Source organism: Pseudomonas sp. B2021 (genome assembly GCF_018135665.1).
Taxonomy (GTDB): Bacteria; Pseudomonadota; Gammaproteobacteria; order Pseudomonadales; family Pseudomonadaceae; genus Aquipseudomonas; species Aquipseudomonas lactis.
The window spans coordinates 3,212,832-3,237,031 of sequence record NZ_SMOF01000001.1; the positions used below are offsets into that span (position 1 = coordinate 3,212,832).

The 24,200-nt window shown below is 59.1% G+C and carries 20 protein-coding genes; 7 read left to right on the forward strand and 13 right to left on the reverse strand.

Translation table 11 applies throughout. The features are described 5' to 3' along the window. Window positions 1-118 precede the first annotated feature (118 nt). Window positions 119-1,732 carry a methyl-accepting chemotaxis protein gene (locus tag E1K68_RS14350; protein ID WP_212614284.1) on the forward strand — a complete coding sequence of 538 codons (1,614 nt, stop codon included), beginning with the start codon at window positions 119-121 and terminating at the stop codon, window positions 1,730-1,732. Window positions 1,733-1,980: 248 nt separating this feature from the next. Here E1K68_RS14350 and E1K68_RS14355 read toward each other — a convergent pair whose 3' ends face one another. Continuing rightward, window positions 1,981-2,172: a hypothetical protein gene (locus E1K68_RS14355; protein WP_003191212.1), complete on the reverse strand. Its 192-nt coding sequence runs from the start codon at window positions 2,170-2,172 to the stop codon at window positions 1,981-1,983. 20 nt (window positions 2,173-2,192) lie between these two features. Between E1K68_RS14355 and E1K68_RS14360 the strand changes: the two genes are divergently transcribed. The 6 genes from E1K68_RS14360 to E1K68_RS14385 all read left to right on the forward strand — a co-directional run bounded on the left by E1K68_RS14360 (window position 2,193) and on the right by E1K68_RS14385 (window position 7,314). Further along, a complete protein-coding gene (locus tag E1K68_RS14360) occupies window positions 2,193-2,363 on the forward strand; it encodes a hypothetical protein (protein ID WP_003191211.1) in 171 nt (56 codons plus the stop codon). Between the two features lie 613 nt (window positions 2,364-2,976). Then, on the forward strand, window positions 2,977-3,810 hold the full coding sequence (locus tag E1K68_RS14365) for a phytanoyl-CoA dioxygenase family protein (RefSeq protein ID WP_212614285.1): 834 nt from the start codon (window positions 2,977-2,979) through the stop codon (window positions 3,808-3,810). Between the two features lie 13 nt (window positions 3,811-3,823). Then, a complete protein-coding gene (locus E1K68_RS14370) occupies window positions 3,824-4,240 on the forward strand; it encodes a RidA family protein (protein WP_212614286.1) in 417 nt (138 codons plus the stop codon). 90 nt (window positions 4,241-4,330) lie between these two features. Then, window positions 4,331-4,993, forward strand: coding sequence for a TetR/AcrR family transcriptional regulator (locus tag E1K68_RS14375; RefSeq protein WP_198715793.1), 663 nt, complete (start codon window positions 4,331-4,333; stop codon window positions 4,991-4,993). Between the two features lie 186 nt (window positions 4,994-5,179). Next, window positions 5,180-6,658, forward strand: coding sequence for an FAD-dependent oxidoreductase (locus tag E1K68_RS14380; protein WP_212614287.1), 1,479 nt, complete (start codon window positions 5,180-5,182; stop codon window positions 6,656-6,658). Next, on the forward strand, window positions 6,658-7,314 hold the full coding sequence (locus E1K68_RS14385; RefSeq protein ID WP_212614288.1) for a c-type cytochrome: 657 nt from the start codon (window positions 6,658-6,660) through the stop codon (window positions 7,312-7,314). Before E1K68_RS14380 ends, E1K68_RS14385 begins: the two co-directional genes overlap by 1 nt. A gap of 87 nt (window positions 7,315-7,401) precedes the next feature. Here the strand turns inward: E1K68_RS14385 and E1K68_RS14390 are convergent, their stop codons facing one another. The 12 genes from E1K68_RS14390 to E1K68_RS14445 all read right to left on the reverse strand — a co-directional run bounded on the left by E1K68_RS14390 (window position 7,402) and on the right by E1K68_RS14445 (window position 23,805). Next, window positions 7,402-8,064, reverse strand: coding sequence for a hypothetical protein (locus tag E1K68_RS14390; protein ID WP_200647853.1), 663 nt, complete (start codon window positions 8,062-8,064; stop codon window positions 7,402-7,404). Between the two features lie 39 nt (window positions 8,065-8,103). Beyond that, a complete protein-coding gene (locus E1K68_RS14395) occupies window positions 8,104-8,760 on the reverse strand; it encodes a c-type cytochrome (RefSeq protein WP_212614289.1) in 657 nt (218 codons plus the stop codon). Between the two features lie 9 nt (window positions 8,761-8,769). Then, window positions 8,770-10,242 (reverse strand): FAD-dependent oxidoreductase, encoded by a 1,473-nt coding sequence (locus E1K68_RS14400; protein WP_212614290.1) that lies wholly within the window; start codon window positions 10,240-10,242, stop codon window positions 8,770-8,772. Window positions 10,243-10,433: 191 nt separating this feature from the next. After that, on the reverse strand, window positions 10,434-11,801 hold the full coding sequence (locus E1K68_RS14405) for an FAD-dependent oxidoreductase (RefSeq protein WP_054896439.1): 1,368 nt from the start codon (window positions 11,799-11,801) through the stop codon (window positions 10,434-10,436). Window positions 11,802-11,812: 11 nt separating this feature from the next. Beyond that, complete coding sequence (locus tag E1K68_RS14410; protein ID WP_212614291.1) at window positions 11,813-13,051, reverse strand: thiolase family protein; 1,239 nt, start codon at window positions 13,049-13,051, stop codon at window positions 11,813-11,815. Between the two features lie 13 nt (window positions 13,052-13,064). After that, window positions 13,065-14,624, reverse strand: coding sequence for an AMP-binding protein (locus E1K68_RS14415; protein WP_212614292.1), 1,560 nt, complete (start codon window positions 14,622-14,624; stop codon window positions 13,065-13,067). A 10-nt stretch (window positions 14,625-14,634) separates the two neighbouring features. Continuing rightward, entirely contained in the window at window positions 14,635-15,768 is a 1,134-nt protein-coding gene (locus E1K68_RS14420; protein WP_212614293.1) for a DUF5938 domain-containing protein, read from the reverse strand. Between the two features lie 54 nt (window positions 15,769-15,822). Beyond that, a complete protein-coding gene (locus E1K68_RS14425; RefSeq protein WP_200647855.1) occupies window positions 15,823-17,106 on the reverse strand; it encodes an acyl-CoA dehydrogenase family protein in 1,284 nt (427 codons plus the stop codon). 243 nt (window positions 17,107-17,349) lie between these two features. Beyond that, the gene (locus tag E1K68_RS14430) at window positions 17,350-18,294 is read right to left on the reverse strand and encodes a YCF48-related protein (RefSeq protein ID WP_212614294.1); all 945 of its coding nucleotides are present in this window, start codon (window positions 18,292-18,294) and stop codon (window positions 17,350-17,352) included. Window positions 18,295-18,304: 10 nt separating this feature from the next. Then, a complete protein-coding gene (locus E1K68_RS14435; protein WP_212614295.1) occupies window positions 18,305-20,707 on the reverse strand; it encodes an efflux RND transporter permease subunit in 2,403 nt (800 codons plus the stop codon). 8 nt (window positions 20,708-20,715) lie between these two features. Further along, window positions 20,716-22,359, reverse strand: coding sequence for a DUF1302 domain-containing protein (locus E1K68_RS14440; RefSeq protein ID WP_346344350.1), 1,644 nt, complete (start codon window positions 22,357-22,359; stop codon window positions 20,716-20,718). 21 nt (window positions 22,360-22,380) lie between these two features. After that, a complete protein-coding gene (locus E1K68_RS14445; RefSeq protein ID WP_212614297.1) occupies window positions 22,381-23,805 on the reverse strand; it encodes a DUF1329 domain-containing protein in 1,425 nt (474 codons plus the stop codon). Between the last annotated feature and the right edge of the window lie 395 nt (window positions 23,806-24,200).

Consider the following 24,200-nt stretch of genomic DNA (forward strand, 5'->3'; position numbering starts at 1 on the left):
GAACCGCGCAGATCCGCAAACTTAGGCTTCACTAACAAGCACCAGCTGCCGATACAGCTAGCAGCGACACTGAAACGGTTGGGCTCCCAACCGGCGGTCCTGGCACAGGGATATCACTATGACGATCAAATTACGCTTGGTGCTGTTGATTGCGACCGGGTTGCTCACCGCCTTGATCATGAGCCTGGCCGGCTACCTGGGTAATACGCGGATGGCCGATGCGGTACAGGACAACGACGTCAGCATGACGGTACTGCGCAACCACATGGAAGCCGACATGATGCACGACGCCCTGCGTGCCGATGTGCTGTCGGCCATGTTGGTCGGGCTGGGCAAAAGCACCAGTACGCCGGCCGAGGTCAACAGCTCGATCAAGGAGCATGCCGAACACTTCCGCGAGGTTCTGGCGGAAAACCTCAAGTTGCCGCTGGACGCCTCGATCAAGGCCAGCCTGGAAAAAATCAAACCCAGCCTGGACACCTACATCAGTGCCGGCGAGCGCATCGTCGCGCTGGCCCTGGAGAATCCAGAGGCCGCACGAGGGGAACTGCAGACCTTCAATGCCGCGTTCAGCCAGTTGGAAGAACAAATGGCGGCGTTGAGCGAACTGATCGAAAACAATACCCAACTCACCAGCACCGGTACCCGGCAAACCATCAGTAACGCTAACTGGACCTTGATTATTGTATTGGGGGCGAGCCTGCTGTTGCTGCTGGCACAAGGACGTTGGGTGACCCTGAGCATCATGGGGCCGTTGCGCACCGCCAGCCGTATTGCCCAGAGCATTGCCCATGGCAACCTGAGCGAGCCGATTGCCGAACCCAAGAACCAGGACGAAGCCAGTGCACTGATTCGCAGCCTGGCGACGATGCAGCGGGATTTGCGCGGCATGATCGAAGTGGTTCGCAGCAACGCCCATGGCGTCAATGGCATGAGCGAGCGCCTCAGCCAGGGTTGCCATGAAGTGGCAGGCAGCAGCCAGCAACAAAGCGTCGCCGCCAGCACCATGGCCGCCGCCGCGAGCGAAATGACCGCCAGCATCGAAGAAATCACCCGTCACGCCCAACGTGCCCTGGACATGGCCAGCCAGGCTGAAACCCTGGCCAAGGACGGCGGCCGGGTTATCCACCAGGTGGTCAGCGACATGGATGGCATCGCCCGTTCTGCCCAACAGTCAGCCCAAGTGATCCGCACGCTGGACGAGGAGTCCGAGGCGATCTACAGCATTATCCAGGTGATCAAGGGGATTGCCGACCAGACCAACCTGCTGGCCCTGAACGCCGCCATCGAAGCCGCCCGCGCCGGTGAACAAGGGCGCGGCTTTGCGGTCGTGGCCGACGAAGTGCGCAGCCTGGCCGGACGCACCAGCGCCTCCACCCAGGAAATCGCCAGCATGGTTGGGAGCATCCAGCAGAACACCCGAGCAGCGGTAATCAGCATGGAGGAGGGCGTTGCCCAGGTGGATAAGGGCATGGCAGTGACTGCCGAAGTGGAACGCGCCATTCGCGAGATTCTCCAGGCTACGCTGAGTACCACTGAATTGGTCAACGATATTTCCCGCACTATTAGTGAGCAGAGCCTGGCCAGTAATGAGATTGCTCATCAGGTGGAGAGGATTGCGGGGATGTCGGAAAGTAACAGTCGGGTGATTGGCGAGACGGCGTCGACGACGGATGAATTGTCGAGTTTGGCGGGGAAGCTTTCGCAGTCGGTGGATCGGTTTAGGCTTTGATGGATGATACTCAGATATAACTATACTAAATAGTCATTTAGTATAGTTATGCTTAAAGGCTATTAAAAAAGAGGAGGGTAGCTCAACAGATGAACTAGGGGTAGCTCATCCTTGCTCGTTATCTTCCAAATTTGAACGCTATCTCTCAACGATTAGAAATTAGCACCCCGTGAAATCACGTGTAATCGGTAACAAGTCACGTCGTTTATGGGCTGCAACCATCAAGCCGGTGGATGGCTCAATTGATCCTACGCACGAACTGGAGTCAGCATTATCGTGCCGTTAGGTTTTACTTCCATGTCGAGTGTGTCGCCGCTGGCCAACTTGATGGCCGACAGGAGATCGTCAGTCAGCGGTATGATCAAATCGCCAGTGCTATCAGCTGCATCCTGGCATTTGACTTTCCAGCTCGTATTTTTAGCCTTGGGCTTCGGGTTCATTATTTTCTCTAGGTGATCAGATGACAGAGCCAATTTATGATTATGACCCAGCAGACGCGCTGGTTGATTCAGAGGCCATAGCTGTATTTTTGGCTGATGCACACGACACCGGTGACGCGGCTTTCATTGCCGAAGCGATGGCCGTTGTTGCACGCGCCAAGATTCGTATCGAGACAGATGGCCAAGCCTAGGAGTCATCGTCCTGAACATGTGTTGCTAGTAGCAACACCTTAACGCTGATCACTTGGTGAAAAGCAGCCTCCAGAACCCCTCAGCTACGTATAGGACGATACGCATAATGTATATTATGTTAAATGAGATACTATGTGAGATACGTTCATAAGCCACGTAAGTCACTGATTCGACGAATTCGTTTTTACGCCTACTCTTTCAACGGGCCATGCCCATGTGCCGTTTCTCTTCAAGTCAACGACTACCGCTGCTCGTGCAAGCTGATGACGTGGCACCGTTGCCCATGCTTGCCCCTTTATGTACGTCCAACTCAGACTCAGGAACCGCGCTTTCAATACTGCGGCGGCGCATCTGCGAGCGATCCAGGCTTTCTATAGCTACGCAAAAAGCCGGGGCTGTGCGCTCAGACAAGGTGATGCTTGGCGCCGAGTGAGGACTGCGCAGCTGAAACCCTTATCTTTGATCGTGACGGCGCCGTTTCTGGTATGCACAGATCTTCAAGATTCTGTCATCGTAATGGCTCTTCATAATTAACATAACTATCGTTGTGTTTAATTTTGAGGGCTGCTAGCATCGAAATTGCCACGTGGCATTTTCGAGGAGAAAGCTCTCATGCAACTCTCTGTGCGAAAGGCGTTCCTGGAAGACGGGGCCGTCCTGATCAAAGGTTTTCTGAACAAAGATCAATTGGCTGAGTGCCGGGCAGCCTATGACTGGGCAGTCGAGAATCACGGCCCTCATGCAACCCGAATGTTCGACGGGACTGAGCAACAGTCCCATGTTGATAATGCCAACCCCGTCGCCAAGGCGCGTCTTGAAGAACTCGTAACCTCCCTGCCCTTTGGCCAGCTGTTTGCGCAGCTCTGGGGCTCGGAAAACGTGTGGTACTTCGCCGAAGAGGTGTTTCTCAAAGCAGGTGGGCGCGGATCTCGCACGCTTTGGCATCAGGACACGTCTTATCTGCCGTGGGCCGGAAACCACTGGGCCAATGCTTGGGTCAGTTTTGAATCAGTGCCGAAGAAAAACGCTTTGGAAATCGTTCGAGGTTCACACAAAGGACCACGCTACGACGGCACTACGTTTCGCGATCCAAACGATCCGACTCAGCCGCTGCATGGCGGCGACGCATTGCCACGCCTGCCGGATATCGAGGCGCTGCGCCAAAACGATCCCGAATCATTCGACATCATTTCGTGGGCTACCGAGCCCGGCGATATCGTCTTGCTGCATCCGGGTTCACTGCATGGTGGCGCTCCGGTGGATGAAGCCTTCCCGGATCGTCACACCTTCGTTTTCCGTTTCTTTGGCGACGACGCCACCTTCCATCCTTTACCAGAAAACAGCGCAAGCGGTTACCCGCAGCAAGGCGTGCTGTTTACTGAAGAGCTGTCGACCCTGAAAGCGGGAGACGGCTTCCGCCACCCAACGTTCCGCCAATTAATATAAAAGGAGCATTGCCATGAACACTCAAGACCTGCAGCGTCAGTCCTTCAACCCTGGTCACACCCAGGCAATCTACGACAACTTCCACTTTTCCCAGGCGACACGCGTCGGCAACATGATCTGGGTGTCCGGCCAGGTCGGTATCGACGAGGCCATGGTTCCAGCCGAAGGCATCCAGGCGCAATCCCATCTGGCGCTTCAGTCTTTGCGGACCATCCTCGAAGCTGCGGGTGCAAGCCTGGCCGATGTAGTCGAGTTGATGACGTTTCATACCGATCTGCAGGCCGAAGTGCACGCTTTTGGACAGGTAAAGGACGAATACTTCCCTGAACGTTATCCAGCCTGGACCGCTGTCGGCATTTCACAACTGGCAATGCCGGGCTTGCGCGTGGAAGTTCGGGCCGTCGCGGTGATTGGCAGCGGTCGAATCTGAACGATTGCATGATCGCGACGTGCCAAGCCAAAATGGCGTTCGCAGCCGCTGCCGGCTCAACGCCTTCAACCAACGGAATCACTTTCTCTCATGAATGATGCTCAAGCGCCTTCCACGGATAGTCAGCACTCCATTGACAGTGATTCAGCGCCCGCCCCACGTCGCGGCCGTCCGGTAGGTAATCGTCTGGAAAAACGCGGTGAACTGTTGACTGCAGCGATTGAAGTCATTGCCCAGGAGGGTTATGCCGGGACGTCTCTGCGCAAAGTCGCCAGTCATGCCGGCTGCACCACTGGCGCCGTGACCTATTACTTTGCCAATAAAGAAGAAATGATCACGGCGGCGGCGCAGAGTCTGTTTGACGAGTTCGATCACTTGCTGGATGCCGATCAGGAAAAGGTCGATGTCAGGGCAATGATCGAGCAGTGGTTGAACCTGACTCAAGCCAACGACTCGGCGCGTTGGCTGGCCTTGTTTCAGATGCTCGCCCACGCAAGGCACGAACCGGTGTTTGCCGACGTAATCCAGAAACGTTACTCGCGCTTTCGCGAGAATCTCGCAAGCATTCTGGGCAAAGGACAAACTCAGGGCATCATTCGCAAAGACATTGCTGCCGATCTGCTCGCCGATCAGCTCAGCGCGCTGAGTGACGGCTGGATGATGATGTTGCCAATCGAGCCAGAGCGATTTGAAGCCAAACGCAGCAAGACCTTGATGGATGCGGTCATCACGCTGATCAGCCCCGCTCGCTAAACCATACCCTGCCCTCAGGCATCAAGAAGATTCGCTTCATTTGCGCAGCGAATCCTGCTTAATGGCGCCCGCCTTTCTCTCCACCCCTCGGTTAATCGTCATTGCGCCGATTTCACTTTGCTGAATTCCTGTTCCGTCATATATTCACATAACATCTGTGATTATAAATAAAAGACGGAGGTGAAGATGGATGCGGATCTCGATGAACTGTCGACGCAATCACGACAGCGACGATTGTTATTGCAAGCGATCGGAGGCGCGGCCCTCGCCGGAGGGCTCGGTGTCACCGGGCGTGCGATGGCGCAAACCCAAGACACCTCGATATTGGATGTGGTGATCATTGGCGCAGGCCTGTCCGGGCTTACGTCTGCCAGAGACCTCCAGGCCGCTGGCTGCGAGTCGTTTGTCGTGCTTGAAGCCCGTGATCGCGTCGGTGGTCGAACACTTAACCATGACCTAGGTAATGGCGTGATCTGCGAGGCTGGTGGTCAATGGATCGGCCCCGGCCAAACGTCAATCGCCGATCTGGCCAGACAGCTTGATGTCGTAACCTTCCCTACGTACTACAAGGGCCAGGCGGTCTATCTGATAGACGAGGTAAGAGTCCAAGCGGACGTCAGCGATGGTCCAAATTCCAATACTGACATCGTCGCAAAACTGAACAAACTCGCCGAAGGCATCCCCAGCGAAGCGCCGTGGAAAGCCAAGGATGCGGTTGAGCTGGACAAACTCTCGATTGGCCAATGGCTGGCCGGGCAAGGCATTAGCAATGTCGACAAGATCGGCTTCAATATGTCCGTGAGCCTCACCTTCGGTACCACGCCGGCGGGCATGGGGCTCCTGCATTACCTGGCGATGATCAACTCCTCTGACTGCCGTCTCGAAAAGCTCGAAGGTGTCCAAGGGGGTGCACAGGAATCACGTTTGGTAGGCGGCTCGCAAATCCTCAGCTTGAAGATGGCGCAAGCTCTCGGAGAAAAAGTCCGATTGGCGTGCCCAGTGCGCAAGATTGTCGGTTGGGATCGTGATGTCGTCGAGTTGCATACCGATCAGGGCATCATGCGCACGCGGCAGGTGATTGCCGCGCTGAGCCCGGCGCTGTGCAATCAGATCGTCTTCGATCCACCCCTGCCCTCCGGGCGTGCCGAGCTGCATCGGCATTGGCCGGCCCATGCACCGATGCGTAAGACCGTGCACGTCTATGAGCGCCCGTTCTGGCGCGACCAAGGCCTCAACGGCCAGATCGTGCAAGTGGAAGGTCCGCTGATCTGGGCCTTTGACAATTCGCCGGAGGACGGCAGCCTGGGGGTGCTCAGCGGCTTCGTCAGAACTGGCCAATTACCCCATGATCCCAAAACCGCGCAGGACACCCTGTCGGCGATTTACGCCAGCGCCATGGGCGAACAAGCCCTGCACCCGATTCAGTTTCATGATCTGGACTGGGGCAAGATCGACCCGTGGAGTTTGAGTTGTATTTCCCCCATGCCCCCCGGTTTCTGGACGCAATGGGGCGAGTATCTGACGCCGGCGGTCGGGCGCATGATCTGGTCGGGTACCGAGACTGCGCAGATCTGGGCCGGGGCAATGGACGGTGCAGTCCGCGCCGGACATCGCGCGGCAATGGAAGCGCTGCAGGCGTTGCTTCAACCACGGAGGAACGCCTGATGAAGCGGATTATGATGGTTGGAACCATCGTCGTGAGCGCAGCGTTGGCCGGATCAATTGCGATGTATGGACCGGAACTGTTGGCGGACTATCGTTTCATGCAGGCCGTGGATCAGCACGACGCGGCATACCAAGCCAATGGCGGTGCGTGGCCACAGTTACAGGACACCTGCGCGCTTTGCCATGGCGCAAACGGTCAACCGCGCGACGCTCAATACGCAGCGCTTGCAGGGCAGACCGCAGCGTACATCGAAAACCAGTTGCACGCGTTTGCCGAAGGACGTCGCCACAGCGCACAGATGGAGCCACTGGCGGCCAATCTGACGGGCGAGCAGATCAAGCGTCTGGCCGGCTATTTTTCCGAACAGAAACCTGGCGTGACTGAAGTCCCGACGAAGGATGATGCCCTGGACCAGCGCGGTCAGCGTGTGGTCGCCGCCAATGGGTGTGCAGCCTGCCACGGCGAAAAACTCTCTGGCGGTCCCCTGGCTCCGCGTATCGCCGCACAAGGGCAGCTTTATCTGAGCGATCAACTGAGCGCTTTCAAGCGTGGCCAACGCACCGATCCGACGCAGGCCATGAATGCCATGGCGAGCACCCTGTCCGATGAAGACATCAAGGCCGTCGCGCATTATCTGGCCAAGCTGAACCCTTGATCCTGCACGGGCAAGGATGCCCCCGCCCTCCTCTGCATCACGCAAAAAAGCCGCCAGATCGGCGGCTTCGAACACTTCAACTACCCCCTAGCGCGTTTGCAGAACTGCCATTGCGCCCTTCGCGCGCTCCAGCGCGCAATACGCGTAATACAGGTGCACCAGCAGATAAGCCCAGGTGGTCAGTGCAAGCACGTAGAAGTTCAGCAGCACATTGCTGTCGTCGCCGGGAATCTTGTAAAAATCGTAGATGCAGGCAATGGTCAGTGAGGCGAGCATGCCAAACATCACACCGATCGCGTGCAGTGACTCGCCGACATTTGCCAGGCGTACCGCGAAATACACCAGGTAGACCGAAAACATCACCCACATCAGCACGTAGAAATACGGTAGGAGCGTGACCAGAACCTTGGTCGAGATCAACGCGAGTGTGCCCAGCATAGCGCCGGCAAACATCATGAGTTCCTTGCCCACAGACGGCTTGTAGGCATGCGTCACCGCCATTAGCCCGAGCACGGTAATCAGCGGAATCCCAAAGGCTCTGGAGAACGCGTCGCAAAAGTATGAAATCAGGTACGCATGCTCCGATCCCGTCAGGAAAAAAACCAGGAAGTTTGTTGCGGAAAAGGCAACCACAAACCACTCCAGAGCCAGTAACAGGTTTCTTTTCTTCAAAAACCTGATGCCGAAGGTCAGCCCATTGGCAAGCAGCAAGAAACAGGCAAGGCACAGCACAATATTTCTCGGTTCCATAACGATAGCCTCGGTACAGCTGACAGATAATTTGATGGATTAGCGGGGTTGAGGAACGAGTGCGGCCAGATAAGCCGCAATCGCTTGGCGCTCCTGCGCTGACAGCGCCGCGGACATGGCTTGCATGGCACCACTGGGCTCAATGCGCTCGCCGCTGGCAAAAGCGTTGAGCTGGGCCAAAAGGTAGTCCTGCCCTTGTGCAGCCAGGCGTGGGTAGGCTTCGTGGCCCATCAGTTGTGCACCATGGCAGGCGGTGCAGCCTCGGGTTTGCACCAGTTGTTTGCCTTGAACCTTCAGACCCTCGTCAGAGCTGACAGCCCCATGGGCACCGACCGATTGCCGGGCGTAGAACTTCGCCAGCAGATCAATTTCATCCGGGCTGAGGGTCATCGCCAACGGCCCCATGTTGGGCGCAAGCCGTTGTCCGCTCGCAAAATTGCGCAACTGGGCGGACAGATACGCGGCGGGTTGCCCGGCCAGGCTCGGATACGTCGAGTTCAGCGAGTTACCGTGGCTGCCATGGCAACCGGTGCAGGCATCGGTCAGATGAGGCCAGTTTCCGCGTTCGGCCTGGTAGGTCTCAGTGGAGGTGGTGATGTAACTCTGCAGCCGATACAGGTCGAGCAGATCGCGGCCAAAAATCGCCAACAGCATCGCAATGACCACCATGACGCCAAGTGCTAAGATTTTTTTCATTGCCGCCTCCTACACCCTACGTAACGCGTTGAGCACCTGTAAGGCGCTGTGGCGTCCGGCGCGCACGGCACCGTCCATGTAACCTGCCCAGATGTCAGCGGTTTCGGTGCCCGACCAGAACAGATTGCCGCAGGGCGGACGCAATGCCTCGCCATGTGTCGTCCAGAAACCGGGGGGAATCGGCGACACGCACGTAATGGTCCATGGGTCGGCATGCGCCCAGTCATGATCGTGATAGGAAACCGGCTCGAGCGCTGCGTCCCCCAGGGCACGTGCATAGATTTCGGTCTGCATACGCTTCGCGGCCTCGAGGTCGGTGGGGGCTGCGGCATTCAAAATGAACGCATTGATCACACCGATTTCGCCGTTTGGCGGCGAGTTGTCGTATGCCCAGATGACCGGCCCACCGACCTGAATGATATGGCCGTTCAAGCCTTTGTCGCGCCAGAAAGGCCGCGGGTAGACCATTGCGGTCTTGCGCGCCGGCGAGTGCGCCGGCCAGGCTCGCTGCAGAGCGGCGCGGGCTTCGGGCAGCGCTGGATCGAACTGCAGGCGTTGGCACAGTGCTGGATGAATCGCCATGATCACGCGCCGGGCGCGGATCTCGCCCTGATCCGTTTGCAGTCTGACGATGTCGCCGTTCCAGTCAGCAATTTTGCGCACGGGGCACGACAAGCGAACCTTGTCACCCAGCAATTGCGCCATTTTGCTGCTGAGAACCTGTGAACCGCCGACGATCCGCGTGCCTTGCGCGCTGTCCTTGATTGAATCGAGCCGCATGTATTCGCTGCCGGCCGAATTGATCATCGATAGAAAATGCAAGAAGCCCATCTTCGCCGGCGTGACACCGCAGGTCAGGAGAAAGCTGGCATTCCACCCTGCGCGGTCTTGCGGTTTGATGTTTTGCTGAGCAAGCCAGTCGCCTGCCGAGAGCTTGTCCAGTTCGGCCACTCGGGGGGATTTCCATGGCGCGCCGCACGGCACATCACGCGACAGCTCGCTGAGTTTTGCCGAGACGCTTTCGTCGGTACCGAAGGTGCCTTTCAAATCGACGGCGACACGTCCATCGCCACCGAGGATCACGGTTTCCCCCTCATAGAAACTGGGAAAGGTGCCGACCTCAAGCTCACGGGCCAGGTCCGCTACGGCGGTTTGTCCGGGGCCGATCCACTGGCCTCCGGCCTCGGAGATGTAGCCGGAACCCAAGTCATGATTGAGGGTGCGGCCACCGACACGATCACGCGCTTCAAGCACCAGTAGCGACTCGCAACCCGCCAGATGCAGGTCACGGGCGGCGGTCAAACCAGCCAGGCCGGCACCGATGATCACCACATCAAACACATCGTCCGGGTTGGCTTTGAGCAGCGCATCGGCGGCATTGGCCAGCCCAATGTTCAAACCGATCGATCCCACGGCGGCAGTGGCACCGGCCAGTTTGAGTAATTGCCTGCGCTTCAAATCAGGAGGGGCGTCAGTGCTCATGTTCGTTGCCTCACATCACGTTATTGTTGGATTGAACGCCCGTGGCCGAGCGTGGGTGCGGCAGTAAAAAAGTGGTGACGAAAACGCAAACATTCGTTTGTCTTTCTGCAGGCGAACGCCTGCCGGCCCCAGGACTTCAAGGTCAGCGTCACCACGCAAACTCAGCGTGTTGGTTCTATGAGCCTCAGCCGTCAGGCATGAGGGCGCGCAACTTTGCGGTTGGTGTATTCGTCCAGCAGATGTGCTCCTCCCAGCGCCACATTCACGGCGCACCACTGCAGCGGTTCGGGCAGGGTTTTCGGGGTTTTATGCCGCAACGCGGCGAGCAGCGGATGCTCGATACCGCCGATTCTTTCCGCCAGCAGGTGACCGATCAGCGACTGCGATGCGACGCCGTGTCCGGAGCAACCCGCGGTATAGAGAATGTTGTGGTGCGACCCGGTTTCGCCCACCACCGGCAACGCGTCGTAGGCCATGCTGACGTAACCACTCCAGCACGCTTGAATGCCGACACCGCGTAACGTCGGGAAACGCACGCCAAGGTTGTCTTGCAACGCGCGGTAGGTCACCTCATCGGGAATGTTCGGGGTTTTCGAGCCGTAGGCATAACCCAGCCGTTTAGTGGTCATCAGCAGCGTATTGCGTGCGGTCAGGCGATGGCTTTCCATCACCAGGTGCGGCGTGGTCAACCCTTCCCGCCCTGCCCAGCCCAGCGATGCCAACTGCTGTGGTGTCAATGGCTCGGTTTCGACCGCCGACACTCGAAATGGAACGACTTTGTCGCGCAGAAGACCGAGTTGCGGCGTATAGGCATTGGTGGCCAGCACCACTATCGGCGCGCTCGCCTGCCCGCGTGGCGTCCGGCAGGTGATCGTCGACCCGTCGGAGTACGACTCAAGCTTGGTGTTTTCATACAGCCTCACTCCCGCCTGAAGTGCAGCGCGGCGCAGGCCCATCACATATTTGCCAGGGTCCAGCGTACCGCCGTGGCGTTGCAGGCAGCCAAACAGAAAGGCCGGTGGAATGCCCCGCGCGCGCATTTGTGCCTGATCCAGAAACTCGGTTTGCGAACCCAATTCGTGGCCCACGGCCATGCTTTTGCGCAGCCTTTTCTCCTGCGACGGATGGATGCCCGCCCTGATGATGCCCGATGCGTTGTAGTCGCAGTCGATCTCCAATTCGCGTAAGCGACCTTCGACGTAGGCGACAGCTTCGTCATAGAATTTGACGATTTTTTGCGCTTTTTCCTTGCCAACACGTTTCAAGAATAACTCGAACTCAATGCCGACGCTGCCGCCCAGATAGCCGGCATTCCGCCCGCTGGCGCCGAAACCGGCAAACGCCTGCTCCAGCACCACAACCTTGGCCCCTAACGCCGTCAGTTCCAGGGCGGTGGACAGCCCGGCGAAACCGCCACCGATCACGATGACGTCCGCGCTGACATCGCCCTCAAGCTCGGGTTGCAGATCAGCCGGAGTTTCGACCCAGCCACCCAGCCGACGGAAATGCCCGCCGGCGAAGTGGCTTTCCAGCTCTCGTGATTGGTAGGTCATGGACATGTGATGTGCTCCTATTGACTCAGGATGTGAATAGCGACGGCTGCTTCCTCTACACCTTGCAGACCGCCACCGTTTTCCTGGATGGCATGCCGCGCACCGGGTACCTGGCGTGCACCGGCCTCCCCGCGCAACTGGGTGGTCAGCTCGTACAACTGACCGATCCCTGTCGCACCCAGCGGATGGCCCTTGGATTCCAGGCCGCCAGAGGGATTGATCGGCAGGCGACCACCCAGGGTGAAATCGCCGCGTTCGGCACACACCCCACCCTCCCCCAGCGGCGCAAGCCCGAGGTTTTCCGCCTGGATGATTTCGCCCATGGCCGAGGCGTCGTGCACTTCGGCCACGTGCATGTCCTGCGGGCCAAGGCCGGCGATTTCGTAGGCTTCACGCGCTGCCAACAGGCTGACGTGCTTGTGCGGCTCGTCGAGCCCACGCAGGGTGAAGCTGCGGATCACGCTGGCGGCGATCCGCACACAACGTTTCGGGTCGGCACCAATGCGTTTCAATCCCGCCTCGGTACAGAGAATCGCGGCGGCCGCGCCGTCGGATAACGGCGCACACATTGGCAGCGTGATCGGATAAGTGATCGGCGGCGCGGCGAGCACTTCTTCAATGGTGAAGGTCTTGCGAAATTGCGAATACGGGTTGTGCACCGAGTGTTGATGGTTCTTGGCGCACACCGCAGCAATCTGTCGCTGAGTGGTGCCGTAGGTCTTCATGTGCCAGCGACACATGGCGGCATAGATGGCCATGAACTTGCTGTACGGACGATTGGATTCCGAGCCCGGCGGCACCACGATGCCCTCGCCCATTTTCACCAGCGTCGCGTAGTTTTCCTCGGCGGTGGAAACATCCCAGCCGGTTTCGAACAGGGCCAGCGCGCGCGCTTTGTCCGGCACGTTCATTTTTTCCGCACCCAGCGCCAATGCCACGTCGGTAGCCCCTGAGCGCAAGCTCTGCACCGCTAGATGAACTGCGGTACTGCCTGAGGCGCAGGCGTTTTCGACGTTGTACACCGGCACCCCTTCGAGGCCGATCTTGCTGCACAGCACCTGCCCGGGAATCGACAGTTGCCCTTGCAGATGACCGTTAGTGATCCCGGCGTAGAACACCGCGCCGATATCGGCGCGCAGGGCACCGGAATCGGCGAGTGCGCCTTGCAAGGCCTCCAGCGCCAGATCCTGAAGGCTTCGGTCCAAGTGGCGACCGAACTCGGTCATGGCAATGCCGGCGATGTAAATAGGTTCCATCAGATCATTTCCCTCAGATACGCCGCTCAACGTTTTGCCAGTAATGGGCACGCAGATCTTTTTTCAGTACTTTGCCGACCGGGCTGCGTGGCAATGCATCAATGAAATCCACGGTTTTCGGCGACTTGACCGAACCGAGCCGGGTCTTGCACAGCTCGATCAACTCCTCAGCAGTGACGGTATGCCCGGCGCTCAACTCGACCACGGCCTTCACGCCCTCGCCCCATTGCTCATCTGGCACACCGATGACGGCGCAGTCCTGCACCGCCGGATGACTCCACAGCACTTGCTCGACTTCACTCGGGTAAACGTTGAATCCGCCGGAGATGATCATGTCTTTCTTGCGGTCGGTAATGTGCAGGTAGCCGTGCACATCGAAATGGCCGATGTCGCCGGTGTGCAGCCAGCCATCGACGATGGTTTCTGCGGTTTTCTGCGGATCCTTGTAGTAGCCCTTCATCACCAGATCGCCGCGCACACAGATTTCTCCGGTTTGGCCCTGGCCGAGAATGTCTCCGGCGTCGCTGAGAATTTCCACCCGAACCAGCGGATTAGGACGGCCTACCGATGACAAACGCTCGTCCGTTGCAAGACGTCCACCGTGCAAATGTTCGGCGGGCGGCAGGTTGGAAATCGAGGCCGGGGCTTCCGTCTGACCGTAACCGCCGGCCATTACCGGGCCAAAGGTCTCGATGGCTTGCTTGAGCTTGTCCACCGACATCGGTGCCGCGCCGTACAGAAAATACTTCAACGAGCTGAAATCGATCTTCTGCGCCAGATCCGGAACATCCAGCAGTCGATAGATAACCGTCGGCGGTAGAAAGGTCTCGGTGACCTTGTACTTCGGAATCATTGCCAGCATCAGTGCCGGATCCGGCTTAGTAATGATCACCACGGTGCCTCCGCGCGAGGTGCACGGCAGGGACAGCGTGCCGGCGGTATGCGTCATCGGCGCCGCCGCCAGGTTGACCGGCGGATGCTCATCGGCATATGGGAAATTGATCATAAAGTGCGCGCAGAACGTTTGGATGCTGCGATGAGTGTTCATCACCCCTTTCGGCAGCCCCGTGGTGCCGCCGGTTGGCGAGAGCGCCACGACATCATCGAGTTGATACTCGACCTTCGGTGCCGTGGCCGGCTGATCCGCGATCCAGGACTTGAGCGACGGCGCCCCGGGCAAGTGCTCGTCGATGCAGATCCACAACCGGATTTTCGGCAGGCTCGAACGCAACGCGTCGATGATCGGCGCGAACTCTCGTTGAAAAAACAGCACCTCGCAGTCGAAGGCATCGAGCACGTGACGGTTCTCTTCGGCGCTGTTGCGTGCGCCGACGGGAATCCAGCACAGGTTGGCGCGCCAGAGCCCCAGGGTGCAGGTCCAGGCCACCGCATCGTTGGCCGACCAGACTGCGCCCTTGGTGCCGCCGGGCAGGTCGGCGGCTAACAGCGCATTGGCGATCCGGCTAGACAGGTTGCGGACTTCGGTGAAGGTGAACACCCGATCGTCCTGGATGTACGCCGCGCCGTGCGGATTGATCCGCCAGCCACGGTCGAAGAAATCAATAATCGCCATGTTAGTCACTTCACAGTTGAGTAACGGTTGCGCGGGCCAGGCCACGCTGCTCGAGGAAGCCCAGCAGATAGCGATGACCGAAGGCTTTCGAGGCCGAGGCGAAACCGGTTCTGGCGGTGTCGTTATTCAACAGTTTGACCACGGCTGCGGCGTGCAAGGCCCCGGTGGCGATGTAAGGCGTGATGCCATGCACGGTGGCACGCACGGCCGTCAGTTGGCCACGACCGATTGCGAAGTCAACGGTGCGTTGCAGAGTGCTGCGTTCACGCGGTGGCATGCTCGGGGTGGTCGATTGCACGAGGCTCTGGATCACCGCGTCCTGCTGTTCTTTGGGCAGGTGCTTGTATTCGGCTTCCCACTTCTCACCCAGGCCGTGGACCATTTTCATCACCGGGTTGTCGTAGAAGCCGACACAGGACATGCAACTGCGTACCCGGCCATCCTCTTCGTAAAATACCGGTAGTGAAGTGCCGCCCCAAGGCAGGCAGAACACAGCTTCCAGCAGATCAGGACAAACCACGTTGAAGCTTGTGTTCGGCGCATAAGGCACCAGTTCCTTCTCCCACAGGTAGGCACCGGGGTAACGGACGCCCTCGAAAATGGTCGCCGTTGAACCGACAGTCACCCCAGCGGCACCGGTACGGGGGCCGCGGGTCAGGGTCGCGGTTTCCAGCGAATCGACGCCCGGTGTTTCCAGGGCCAATTCGGCGGCGATCTCGGCGTAGGTGTACATGTACGCCAGCGATGGCGATAGCAGCAGCCCGGCCTGGCGATACAGCTCGCCGAACTGATCACGCAAGGCTCGAATGTGCGCCTGCTCTCCGGCTGGATCCAGATAATGGCAGCCAGCTTTCAAGGCCGCTTCTACGGCAGTCAGGCCAAAATTGATGAACGGGCCGACCGTGTTGCATACCACGCGTGCACCTTTGAACACCGAGACCAGCGCGTCGACCTCGTGGGCGCATTCAACGATTTCGTAAGTGGCCGACTCCAGACCGACCACGCGTTGCGCCATCATTTCCTGAGCACGAGCGGCGTTGCGAGCGACGGCGGTGAACGGGATGTGCTGGTCGATCAACCAGTCCATGATCAGCATGCCGGTGTAACCACTGGCGCCGTAGACAACGACAGGATATTTGGCCATCGGGATTTACCTCATTTGTTGTTTTTGGATGAGTGATGTCGGGTGAATGCAGAATCAGTTGTTGGCCCAGCCTTCGGCGTACAGCTGCTGGGCGAGCAGCCCCAGGCGCATGGTCAGGACCCGGTTTTCGCCGTCCTCGATCAATGACGACTGGGTGTCGCGCAAGAGTTTTTCGATCAGGTATTCACGGGTGGTGCCATTGCCGCCGAACAGGCGGAAAGCTTCCTGCACAACGGCCATCGCCTCTTCGGTCACCGTAACTTTGGCGGAGGCGGTGGCGTACGGATGGGTTTGCGGCGACAGGCGCGCGAAGCTCAGTGAACGTCGGGCGACCGCACGGGCCGTTTCGACCCGGCGCAACATATCGCCCAGGCGCAGACGGGTCATCTGGTGGTCGATCAATGGGTGCCCGCCCTGGCGGCGCTCATGGCAGTACTGCAGCGCCATTTCGAAGGCAGCTCGTGCGACACCGGTAAACACCTGGCCCATGTGGGTGCCGGCGAACGACCAGGAAGAACTGACGGCGCCGTAGTAGTTGTCGCGCTCGGCGATAGCAAAGCGCCGAGGCACTCGTACGCTGTCGAAGTAGATTTCGCCTTGAGGCAAGGATCGTTGCCCGATTTTTTCCAGCGGCTTGCCTTTGGACACGCCCTTCAGATCGAGCGGAATAATCAGCGCAATCCCGTGCGGCCGGCCGTTCTCATCGTAAAAACCGTCACCGTAATCGGCGCAGATCAAGCCCAGTGCCACCTGGGCAATGACGCCGTTGGAGACCCACGCCGAGCTTTGGCCGTTGAGGATGACTTCATCGCCAACCACCTTGGCGGTCAGGTTGCCGATATTGCCGGGCTTGCCCGCTGGCCAGTCCCGCGTCATGTCGAAGATCTGGTTGTCGCTGCCACGGTCGGGTTGGGTGGCCATCCAGCAGCCGATCCGGCCCTGGCAGAGTTCGACCAGTTCAGCATTGCCGGCGGCAACGGCCATTTGCAGAGGGAAACCGGCGCAGCCCAAAGAGATCGCCAGTCCGGCGTCGCCCCAGCCGAGTTCTTCACCGATCAGCGATTCGATTCGCACCGCCATGTCCGGTGGCAACTGCGCCAACAGCGCCGGGTCGAGGCCGAGCTTGGCGAACTCGGCAAACAGCGAGTAGTAAGGCGAGCCAGGGGCAACCACCTCTTCGGCGGTCATGCGATCCAGCTCGCGACCCAATGGTCGCAACACTTCTTTGGCGAAGCGGTGCACGGAGGCCTGAATCGCAGCCTCCTCTTCCGTCAGCGGGGTTTCGAAACCGGTAAGTCCGGCGGCTGGTAGGGTGAGTGTCGACTTGAGCGAGATCATCAAAGTACCTCCATCGAGAGTGGCAGCCGCTGCGCGTGCAACATGCTGCGTCTTGTTATTTGTCATCGACTCTAACAAGCAAAATTATTTAACGCAACATTCGTTATGTTTATTATTTTGAGTCTACAGAGACTTCTTCAGGCACGTGTAAATCGGCCGGAAATCAGCAGTTTGTTTGAGAAAAATCGCGCTGAACTGCCAGGAAACCGGCATGGCGCCCGCCTCCCGACATCCCCGCGGGTATCAGCGCTGAGAAACGACGCCTCTGCGGGAAAACACGATCGGCGAGCTATCCCTGTTCAGCAGGGTCGCCGTGAGCGAAACCCCGTCGCCGCTGGATTGTTCATGGAAACTTTGGCCACCGTCGTCGCTGCGCACGATCAAACCGTCCAGACCTACGGCGATGACTGTTTGCCCGGAAACATCGACGGCGGTGACCGAGCTCTTGCTTTGCAGCGGCACGCGCTGCCAGCGTGCGCCATCGGCGGAGCCGTGCAGCAACGTGCCGCGTTGCCCGCCCACCAGCAGCGAGCCGTCGCCCAGCACCGCCCCCGTCCACAGCGTGCCGCTATAACCAGTATCCACATAGCGCCAGTGCTTGCCCTGATCATCTGAGCGCAATAACTGGCCGCGTTCGGCGGTGGCGTACAAGCGCCCTTGCCCATCGGCAAACAGCCCCATTAGGTTCAAGTCAGCCCGCTTCGAACCCGGCGGAGCTTCGAGTCGCTGCTCGGTCCAGTTCTTGCCGCCGTCATCGGTGGTCAGCACCAGCGACCACAGCCCCACCGCCACCCCTTGCTGCGGACTGAAAAAGTGCACGGCAAACAGTGGCCGATCTTCTGCACTGCAAAGGCGCTGCACCTGCCAGGTATCGCCGCCGTCAGCAGTGGCCAGAATCGCCCCCCAGTGACCAACGGCCCAACCCTGACGGGCATCGACGAAGGACACCCCCGTCAGAGGGGTGGACAACGGCACGGATGTCGCCTGACGGAAATGCCCACCGTGGTCATCCGACAACAGCACCACGCCGTGATCGCCGACGGCAACGGTTCGCTCCCCGGCTCGGGCAGCGCTCAACAGCGTCGCGGCCGTGGCGCTGGCCGTCACGGTCGCCGGAACCGCCGACAAGGATGACGCTTGCAACAGCGTCGGCAACATCAGGACCAGTAAAGGCATCAGTTTTCGCATGACTGTCTCCTCAATGCACCAGTGAGCCGATCAGGCGCACTGGGCGCCGCCGCGGAAATGTCCGCTCCAGCCATACGGCGAACGCGGGTAGAACGGTCATGGCCATGATCATGTTGACCAGAAACATGAAGGCCAACAGCTTGCCCATGTCTGCCTGGAACTTCAGATCGGAAAACGCCCAGGTGGCGACGCCCGCCGCCAGGGTGATAGCAGTAAAAATCGTAGCGACGCCGACCTCCTGCAATGCATGCTCGACGGCTTTGGTAATCGGCTGTCCGAGGGCCTGGTGCAGCTGCAGACGGTTATAGATGTAGAACGCGTAATCCACGCCGATGCCGACCGCCAGCACCATGACCGGCAAGGTGGCAATGGTCAGGCCGATCTGCAGCTCCTTCATGAACCAGTAGCCGATGAAGGTCCCCAGGGTCAGCGGCAGGCAGCAGACCAGCACGGCGCGCCAATCGCGGTAGACGACGAACACCAGCAGTGCGATAGCGCCGTAGACATAAAGCATCATCGGCAGCTCGCTGCGTTCCACTTCTTCGTTGATCGCCGCGATCACGCCAGCGTTACCGGACGCCAGACGTACACTCACGCCGGCCTGAGTGAACTGGCTGCGCAAAGCCTTGGCCGCGGCGATCACTCGGTGAATGGTGGTTGCCTTGTGATCGGCGAGAAACAAATGCACCGCGGTCATACTGCAATCAGGCCGCATCATGCCGGGTACCCGAGCCACCTCGGCGGCCATCGATGAGTAGTTGGTCGGGTCGACGGGCACCGCGTTCATTTTCGGGTTGCCCTCGTTATAGCCCTCGTTGAACTGGCGCAGGCTGTTGGAAAACGAGGTCACCGAGACCACACCAGGCACACCTTGCATGGCCCAGACAAAACGGTCCTGATATTGGCCGAGAGCGACGTTCTCGCAGTCGTTCGCACCGCCATCGACCTTGACCTCGAAGACCACACTGAGCCAGTCCAGACCAATGTCGTAATTGCTGGCGATCGACAGCGCATCCCGATTGAAGCGCGCATCCTCGCGCAGTTCCGGGGCTCCGGCCTGTAAAGAACCGACGACTCGATCATGGCTTTGCCACGCCGCCGTGACAAAGATCAGCACGGCCATACCCAGCACCCAGCGCACGTTGTGCCATTCGCTCAAACGGGCGAGACCGTGCAACCATCGGGCACGGCGCTGGCGAGAAACTTCCTCGGCTGCGGCGTAACCGTCCTGCACCCTGAGCATCGAGGCCAGCACGGGCAGCATCACCAGGTTGGTGACGATCTTGAACGCCACCCCGAGTGAAGCGGTGATTGCCAGTTCCCGCACCATGGGTATCGGGATCAACAGCAACGTCACGAACGATACGAATGCAGTGACCAACGCCAGTGTGCCGGGAATCAGCAACCCACTGAAACTGGCACGCGCAGCGCCCTCCACCGACTTGCCGCAGGCGATCTCGCGAATGATGAAGTTGATCTGCTGCACGCCATGGGACACCCCTATGGCAAACACCAGAAACGGTACCAGCACCGCCAACGGATCGAGGCCATAGCCGAGCAGACGCAAAGCGCCGAACTGCCAGATCAGCGAAACCAGCGAGCAACCCACCGCCAGCAAGGTGAAACGCAGCGAATGGCAGTACCAGAACACCGCAGCCGCTGTCAGCAACAAGGCCAGCAGACAGAACTCGAAAACCGCCGAAGCGCCCACGGCAATGTCCCCGATCTGCTTGGCGAAGCCGATGATCTGGATCTCGAAATCCATGTCCTCGAACTGACTGCGAATCTGCTGCTCCAGGATCTGGTTGTAAGCCACATAGTCCAGGCGCTGGCCGTTAGTATCGAACTCGTTGAGGTCGACCGTGATCATCGCGCTGCTTTGGTCGCGAGCCACCAGCGTTCCGATAAAACCACCCTGCGCCGTCGAGTTGGCGATCATGGCTATGCTCGTATCATCGAGACTTTCCGGCGTTACCGTCCCTGGTACCAGCGGGTCGGCACGAAAGCCCTCTTCGGTGATTTCATTGACGAACGCGTTGGGCGTCCACAACGAACGCACACTGCTGCGCGACACGTTGGGCAGAAAGATCAGCGCCTGGGTGACGTCATACAGACGCTTGAGCCCTGCCTGGCTCCAGATCGTCCCTTGGCGAGCCTTGACCACCACCGTCAACCGATTCGCGCCGAGCAAGTCATTGCGATAGGTCTCAAAGGTCTCGATGTATTCGTGGCCGATGGGCAACTGCTTTTCAAACCCGGCTTCCATGCGCAACTGCACGGCAAACCAAGCCATGCCCAAGGTGAACAGCGCCAGGCTCGCCAACGTCAGCATGCGGTGCGAGAACAGCCATTGTTCGATGCGCGGTAACACGCCGCGCGAAGTGCTTTGCTTAAGGTTCAGGGAACTGTTCACGGCGCGCCTCACAGGGTTCGGGAAACCACAAGGCCGACGTAATCGCGATCACGCAGCAGTTGATCGTAAGGGGTCTTGCCGCCCATGAACTTTGCGTAGTTGGCCGAGATCTGCCAGCTCGCCGGATTGCGCACGAAATTGAGGTACAGGTTCATGCTGCTGGCGTCTTCGGTGAAGGTGGCCGACAGGTTCGGGGTGCGTCCGTTGATCGAGCGCGAGTAGAACACGCCCGGCGTGACCTGCCAGCCAGGAATGAGCGTGTTGTCATAGGTCAGGCTCAAATCGAGGCTGATGCCAGAGGAGGTTTTGTTACCCTTGGCGCTCGGCGCGATGGCCGGGTCCAGTTGCCAGGTATTAAGGCCGGCGGCGATGGGTTCTCCGGCGTAGTCGTTATGCAGGCCCGGGTATTTCACGACCACCAGTTCGCTCAACAAAGTACCGGTGCTGGCACCGGTGAATTCGAGCAAGGTCGGCGAGTTGGACGGCGTCATGCTGTAGATGCCGGTCAGGTGCCATTGCAGTTTCTTTGCGTCTTTCCAGCATTTGCCACCGTTGGCGGCGCAGGCGTCGATGACCGGGTTGAGCGGTACCGCATCCTTGGGGCGGTAGGACAACTCGGTGCCCAAGGCCCAGTCGCCGACCGGCATGTTGGCGCTGATGCCGTACATCATGCGGTCTTCCGGATATTCCCAGGTCGGCGACACGGCGAAGGTTTGCGGATCCACCTGCACGCTCAGTGACGGCAGTTTGTCGTGATAACGCATCACGTACAGACCCAGGTTGAGATCGGTGTTGTCAGGCTGCCAGCGCAGCGACACGCCCCATTGGCCGCTGTTGCGCGCCTCTTTTTCATCGTACCCGTAGGTACCCCTGCCCTCGCCCAGCGCATGGGTGGTGGACCAATAGCTGCCCACGGGCGGCAACTCACTTTTGTTCCAATTGAACTGCCAATACGCCTCGATATTCACCCCGGCACCAAGCCCCGACGCCAGGCTCAACATCGGGGCCGGCAGCAAGGCTTCCTTGAGCTGGGTACCGGGACGCGACAATGCCATGACATCGTAAGCGTTGGTGTTGTTGATGCCGCCAGCAGCAAACAGACTCTCGCCCCAGTTGATCACCTGATTACCCAGACGAGCGCGAACACGTTGGTCACCGACATCGAAACTCTTGCTCACCCACAGATCCAGCAGACGCGCCTTGAACTCCAGATCGTCTCGGGCGCCGCGGGTGAGGCCGTCGCTACCGACACCTTCGGGCCGGTTAGCCGATAGCGCACCGCTGGTGTCGGTTGCGGCAAAGTCGCGGATCCAGCTGCCGCGCGCCATGAACGTGTAGTCCTCGGGAAATTTCAGCACCAGCTCATGGGTGCCTTTTATGTAATTGGTGAACAGGTCGCCCCGGTCGTAATTCAAGTCACCCTGATCACCAATCCCGGCGCTGGGCGCCAGACAGCCACTGGGTGGATTGTGCCCGCCGGGGCCGCTGGTGATAAGGTTGCAGCCGCGCGACTCGGTGCGCAGCCCCATGCCCACGGCGAGGGTGGAGTCGAATGAGCCGCGAATGTTTTCGGTTTCAAAGGTGAACGCCATGGCAAATGGGGTTGCACACGCGATGACAAGACCTGAGGTTCTACTGACTATTTTTTTCATGTCTGTTCCCGAAAGCCGCTATCAGCGTTCGCTGGTGGCGCGCAGGTTGTCGGAGGTGTAGAAGTCGCGTTTCAGGCGCGGATTGCTCGCCCCGTCGGTCAGCCAGCGATGGTCGTTCTTGCCGGTGCCAATGGAGGTCATGTCGTACAGGTAGCGACCGTCAACCAGGTTGTATTGCGCCTGGGCTTCCATGTCGCAGGTGCCGGTCTCGTACACCGGGATCGTGTAACCCTCGCGGACCTTCCAGATTTGCCCCTGCTTGTCGTAGTCCACCGCCATCAGCGCGTTCCAGCTGTCTTCGTCGATGTAAAACAGACGCTTCGGCGCCTGATGTCGCATGCCTTGGCGGACGGTCGCCTCGACCACCCACACGCGGTGCAGCTCATAGCGACGTGATTCGGGAGCGATGAAGTCGCGCTTGGCCACCTCCTCGATCTTCGCCGAGTTGTCGTAGGCCCCGAACGAGTTGTAGGGCACAAGCATTTCCTGCTTGCCCAGCAGCTTCCAGTCGAAGCGGTCCATGGGACCGAAGAACACGTTGGATTCATCGATGGTGTATTGATTGTCCAGACCGATTTGCGGTGCGTCGTAGGAATACGCCGGCATGCGCCGCACGCGGCGCTGGCCCGGGAAGTAATAGAACGTGGTGGCTTGCTCGCCGGCCTTGGTCGTGACCACCCCGGCTTGTCCGGCCAGTGCGGCGGGGTCGGTGTAGCTGAAGTAAGTGGCGACTTCCAGACGATCGAATGACGAGAACAGCGCGCTGCCCTTCACGCCCCATGGTGTGTACATGAACCAGTCGGTGGAGGTTCGCAGCCAATCTTCACTGCCCTTGCGTGGCGAAATGCCGGACACGGTCTTCGACATATCGAAACCCACGCCTCGATAGCGCATTTTCATGTTCCACATGACCTCGGCGCCCGAGACTGGAAATGGAAACGGAATGCCCGGCACGTAGGCTTCCTGCAACGCTAGGCCGTCGCCGTCGAGCTTGGCGAAACCAACGTTCTTCTTGGTGTTGTCCGCGACGAAATCCGGCACGCCGCAACTGCGCCGCGTCGGGTACACGTCCATGCGGTAGCCCGGAATCTTCTTGAACATTTCCACCTGCCCAGGTGAAAGCTTGCTGGCGTACTTCGCGACGTTGCCCGAGTCGATACTGAACAGCGGTTTGTCATCCTTGAATTTCCATTGCTGGCCGCGCACCTGGCCGTGGCTCCAACTGCCACCTTGAGGACCGGGCGCTGTCCAGGCGGGAATCACCCCGTCGGCGCTGGCGGCGGCCTCGCCTCCCAGCGGCGTCAGTTTGCTGCCGAGCAATGCAGGATCCTTGTCTGCCGCCTGAGCCGTACAGAAAAACGCTGAGGCGGCGACGGCTGCGACCAGGTGCCGGATTACGACGCCGGTAGAAAAATTGTTATGGGGGCGCTCAATCACTGTGTTCATGGGAAGGATCCTCGTGGGCCTTGATCAGCAACGGGGTCGTCTTGACGGTGGCAACCCGTTGTCTGCGCTAACCTAATCACATGACTTGATCAACTGACCAAGTCATGTGATCAAAGCAAGCCCGGTGCCAAGATCCGCAAGGCAGAAATTAGTTGTTTCTTATCAAGCGATTGCGCGATCACCGGAACGACGGTGCGAGGAAACTGCCGGAGAATGTTCCCGTTTGTTTCGTCGGAACGCACCAATACGGGAAATAACGAAACAGTTGTTACCATTATTGGTGCAACCGTTTCACGTATCGTTTTCATTCATGACGTCTGGCGATTTGTTGCTGTAGGATCCGCAAGCGTCGACATCGCCCTCTTCGTTTTCGGGGGCGCCAGGAATAAGGGAGA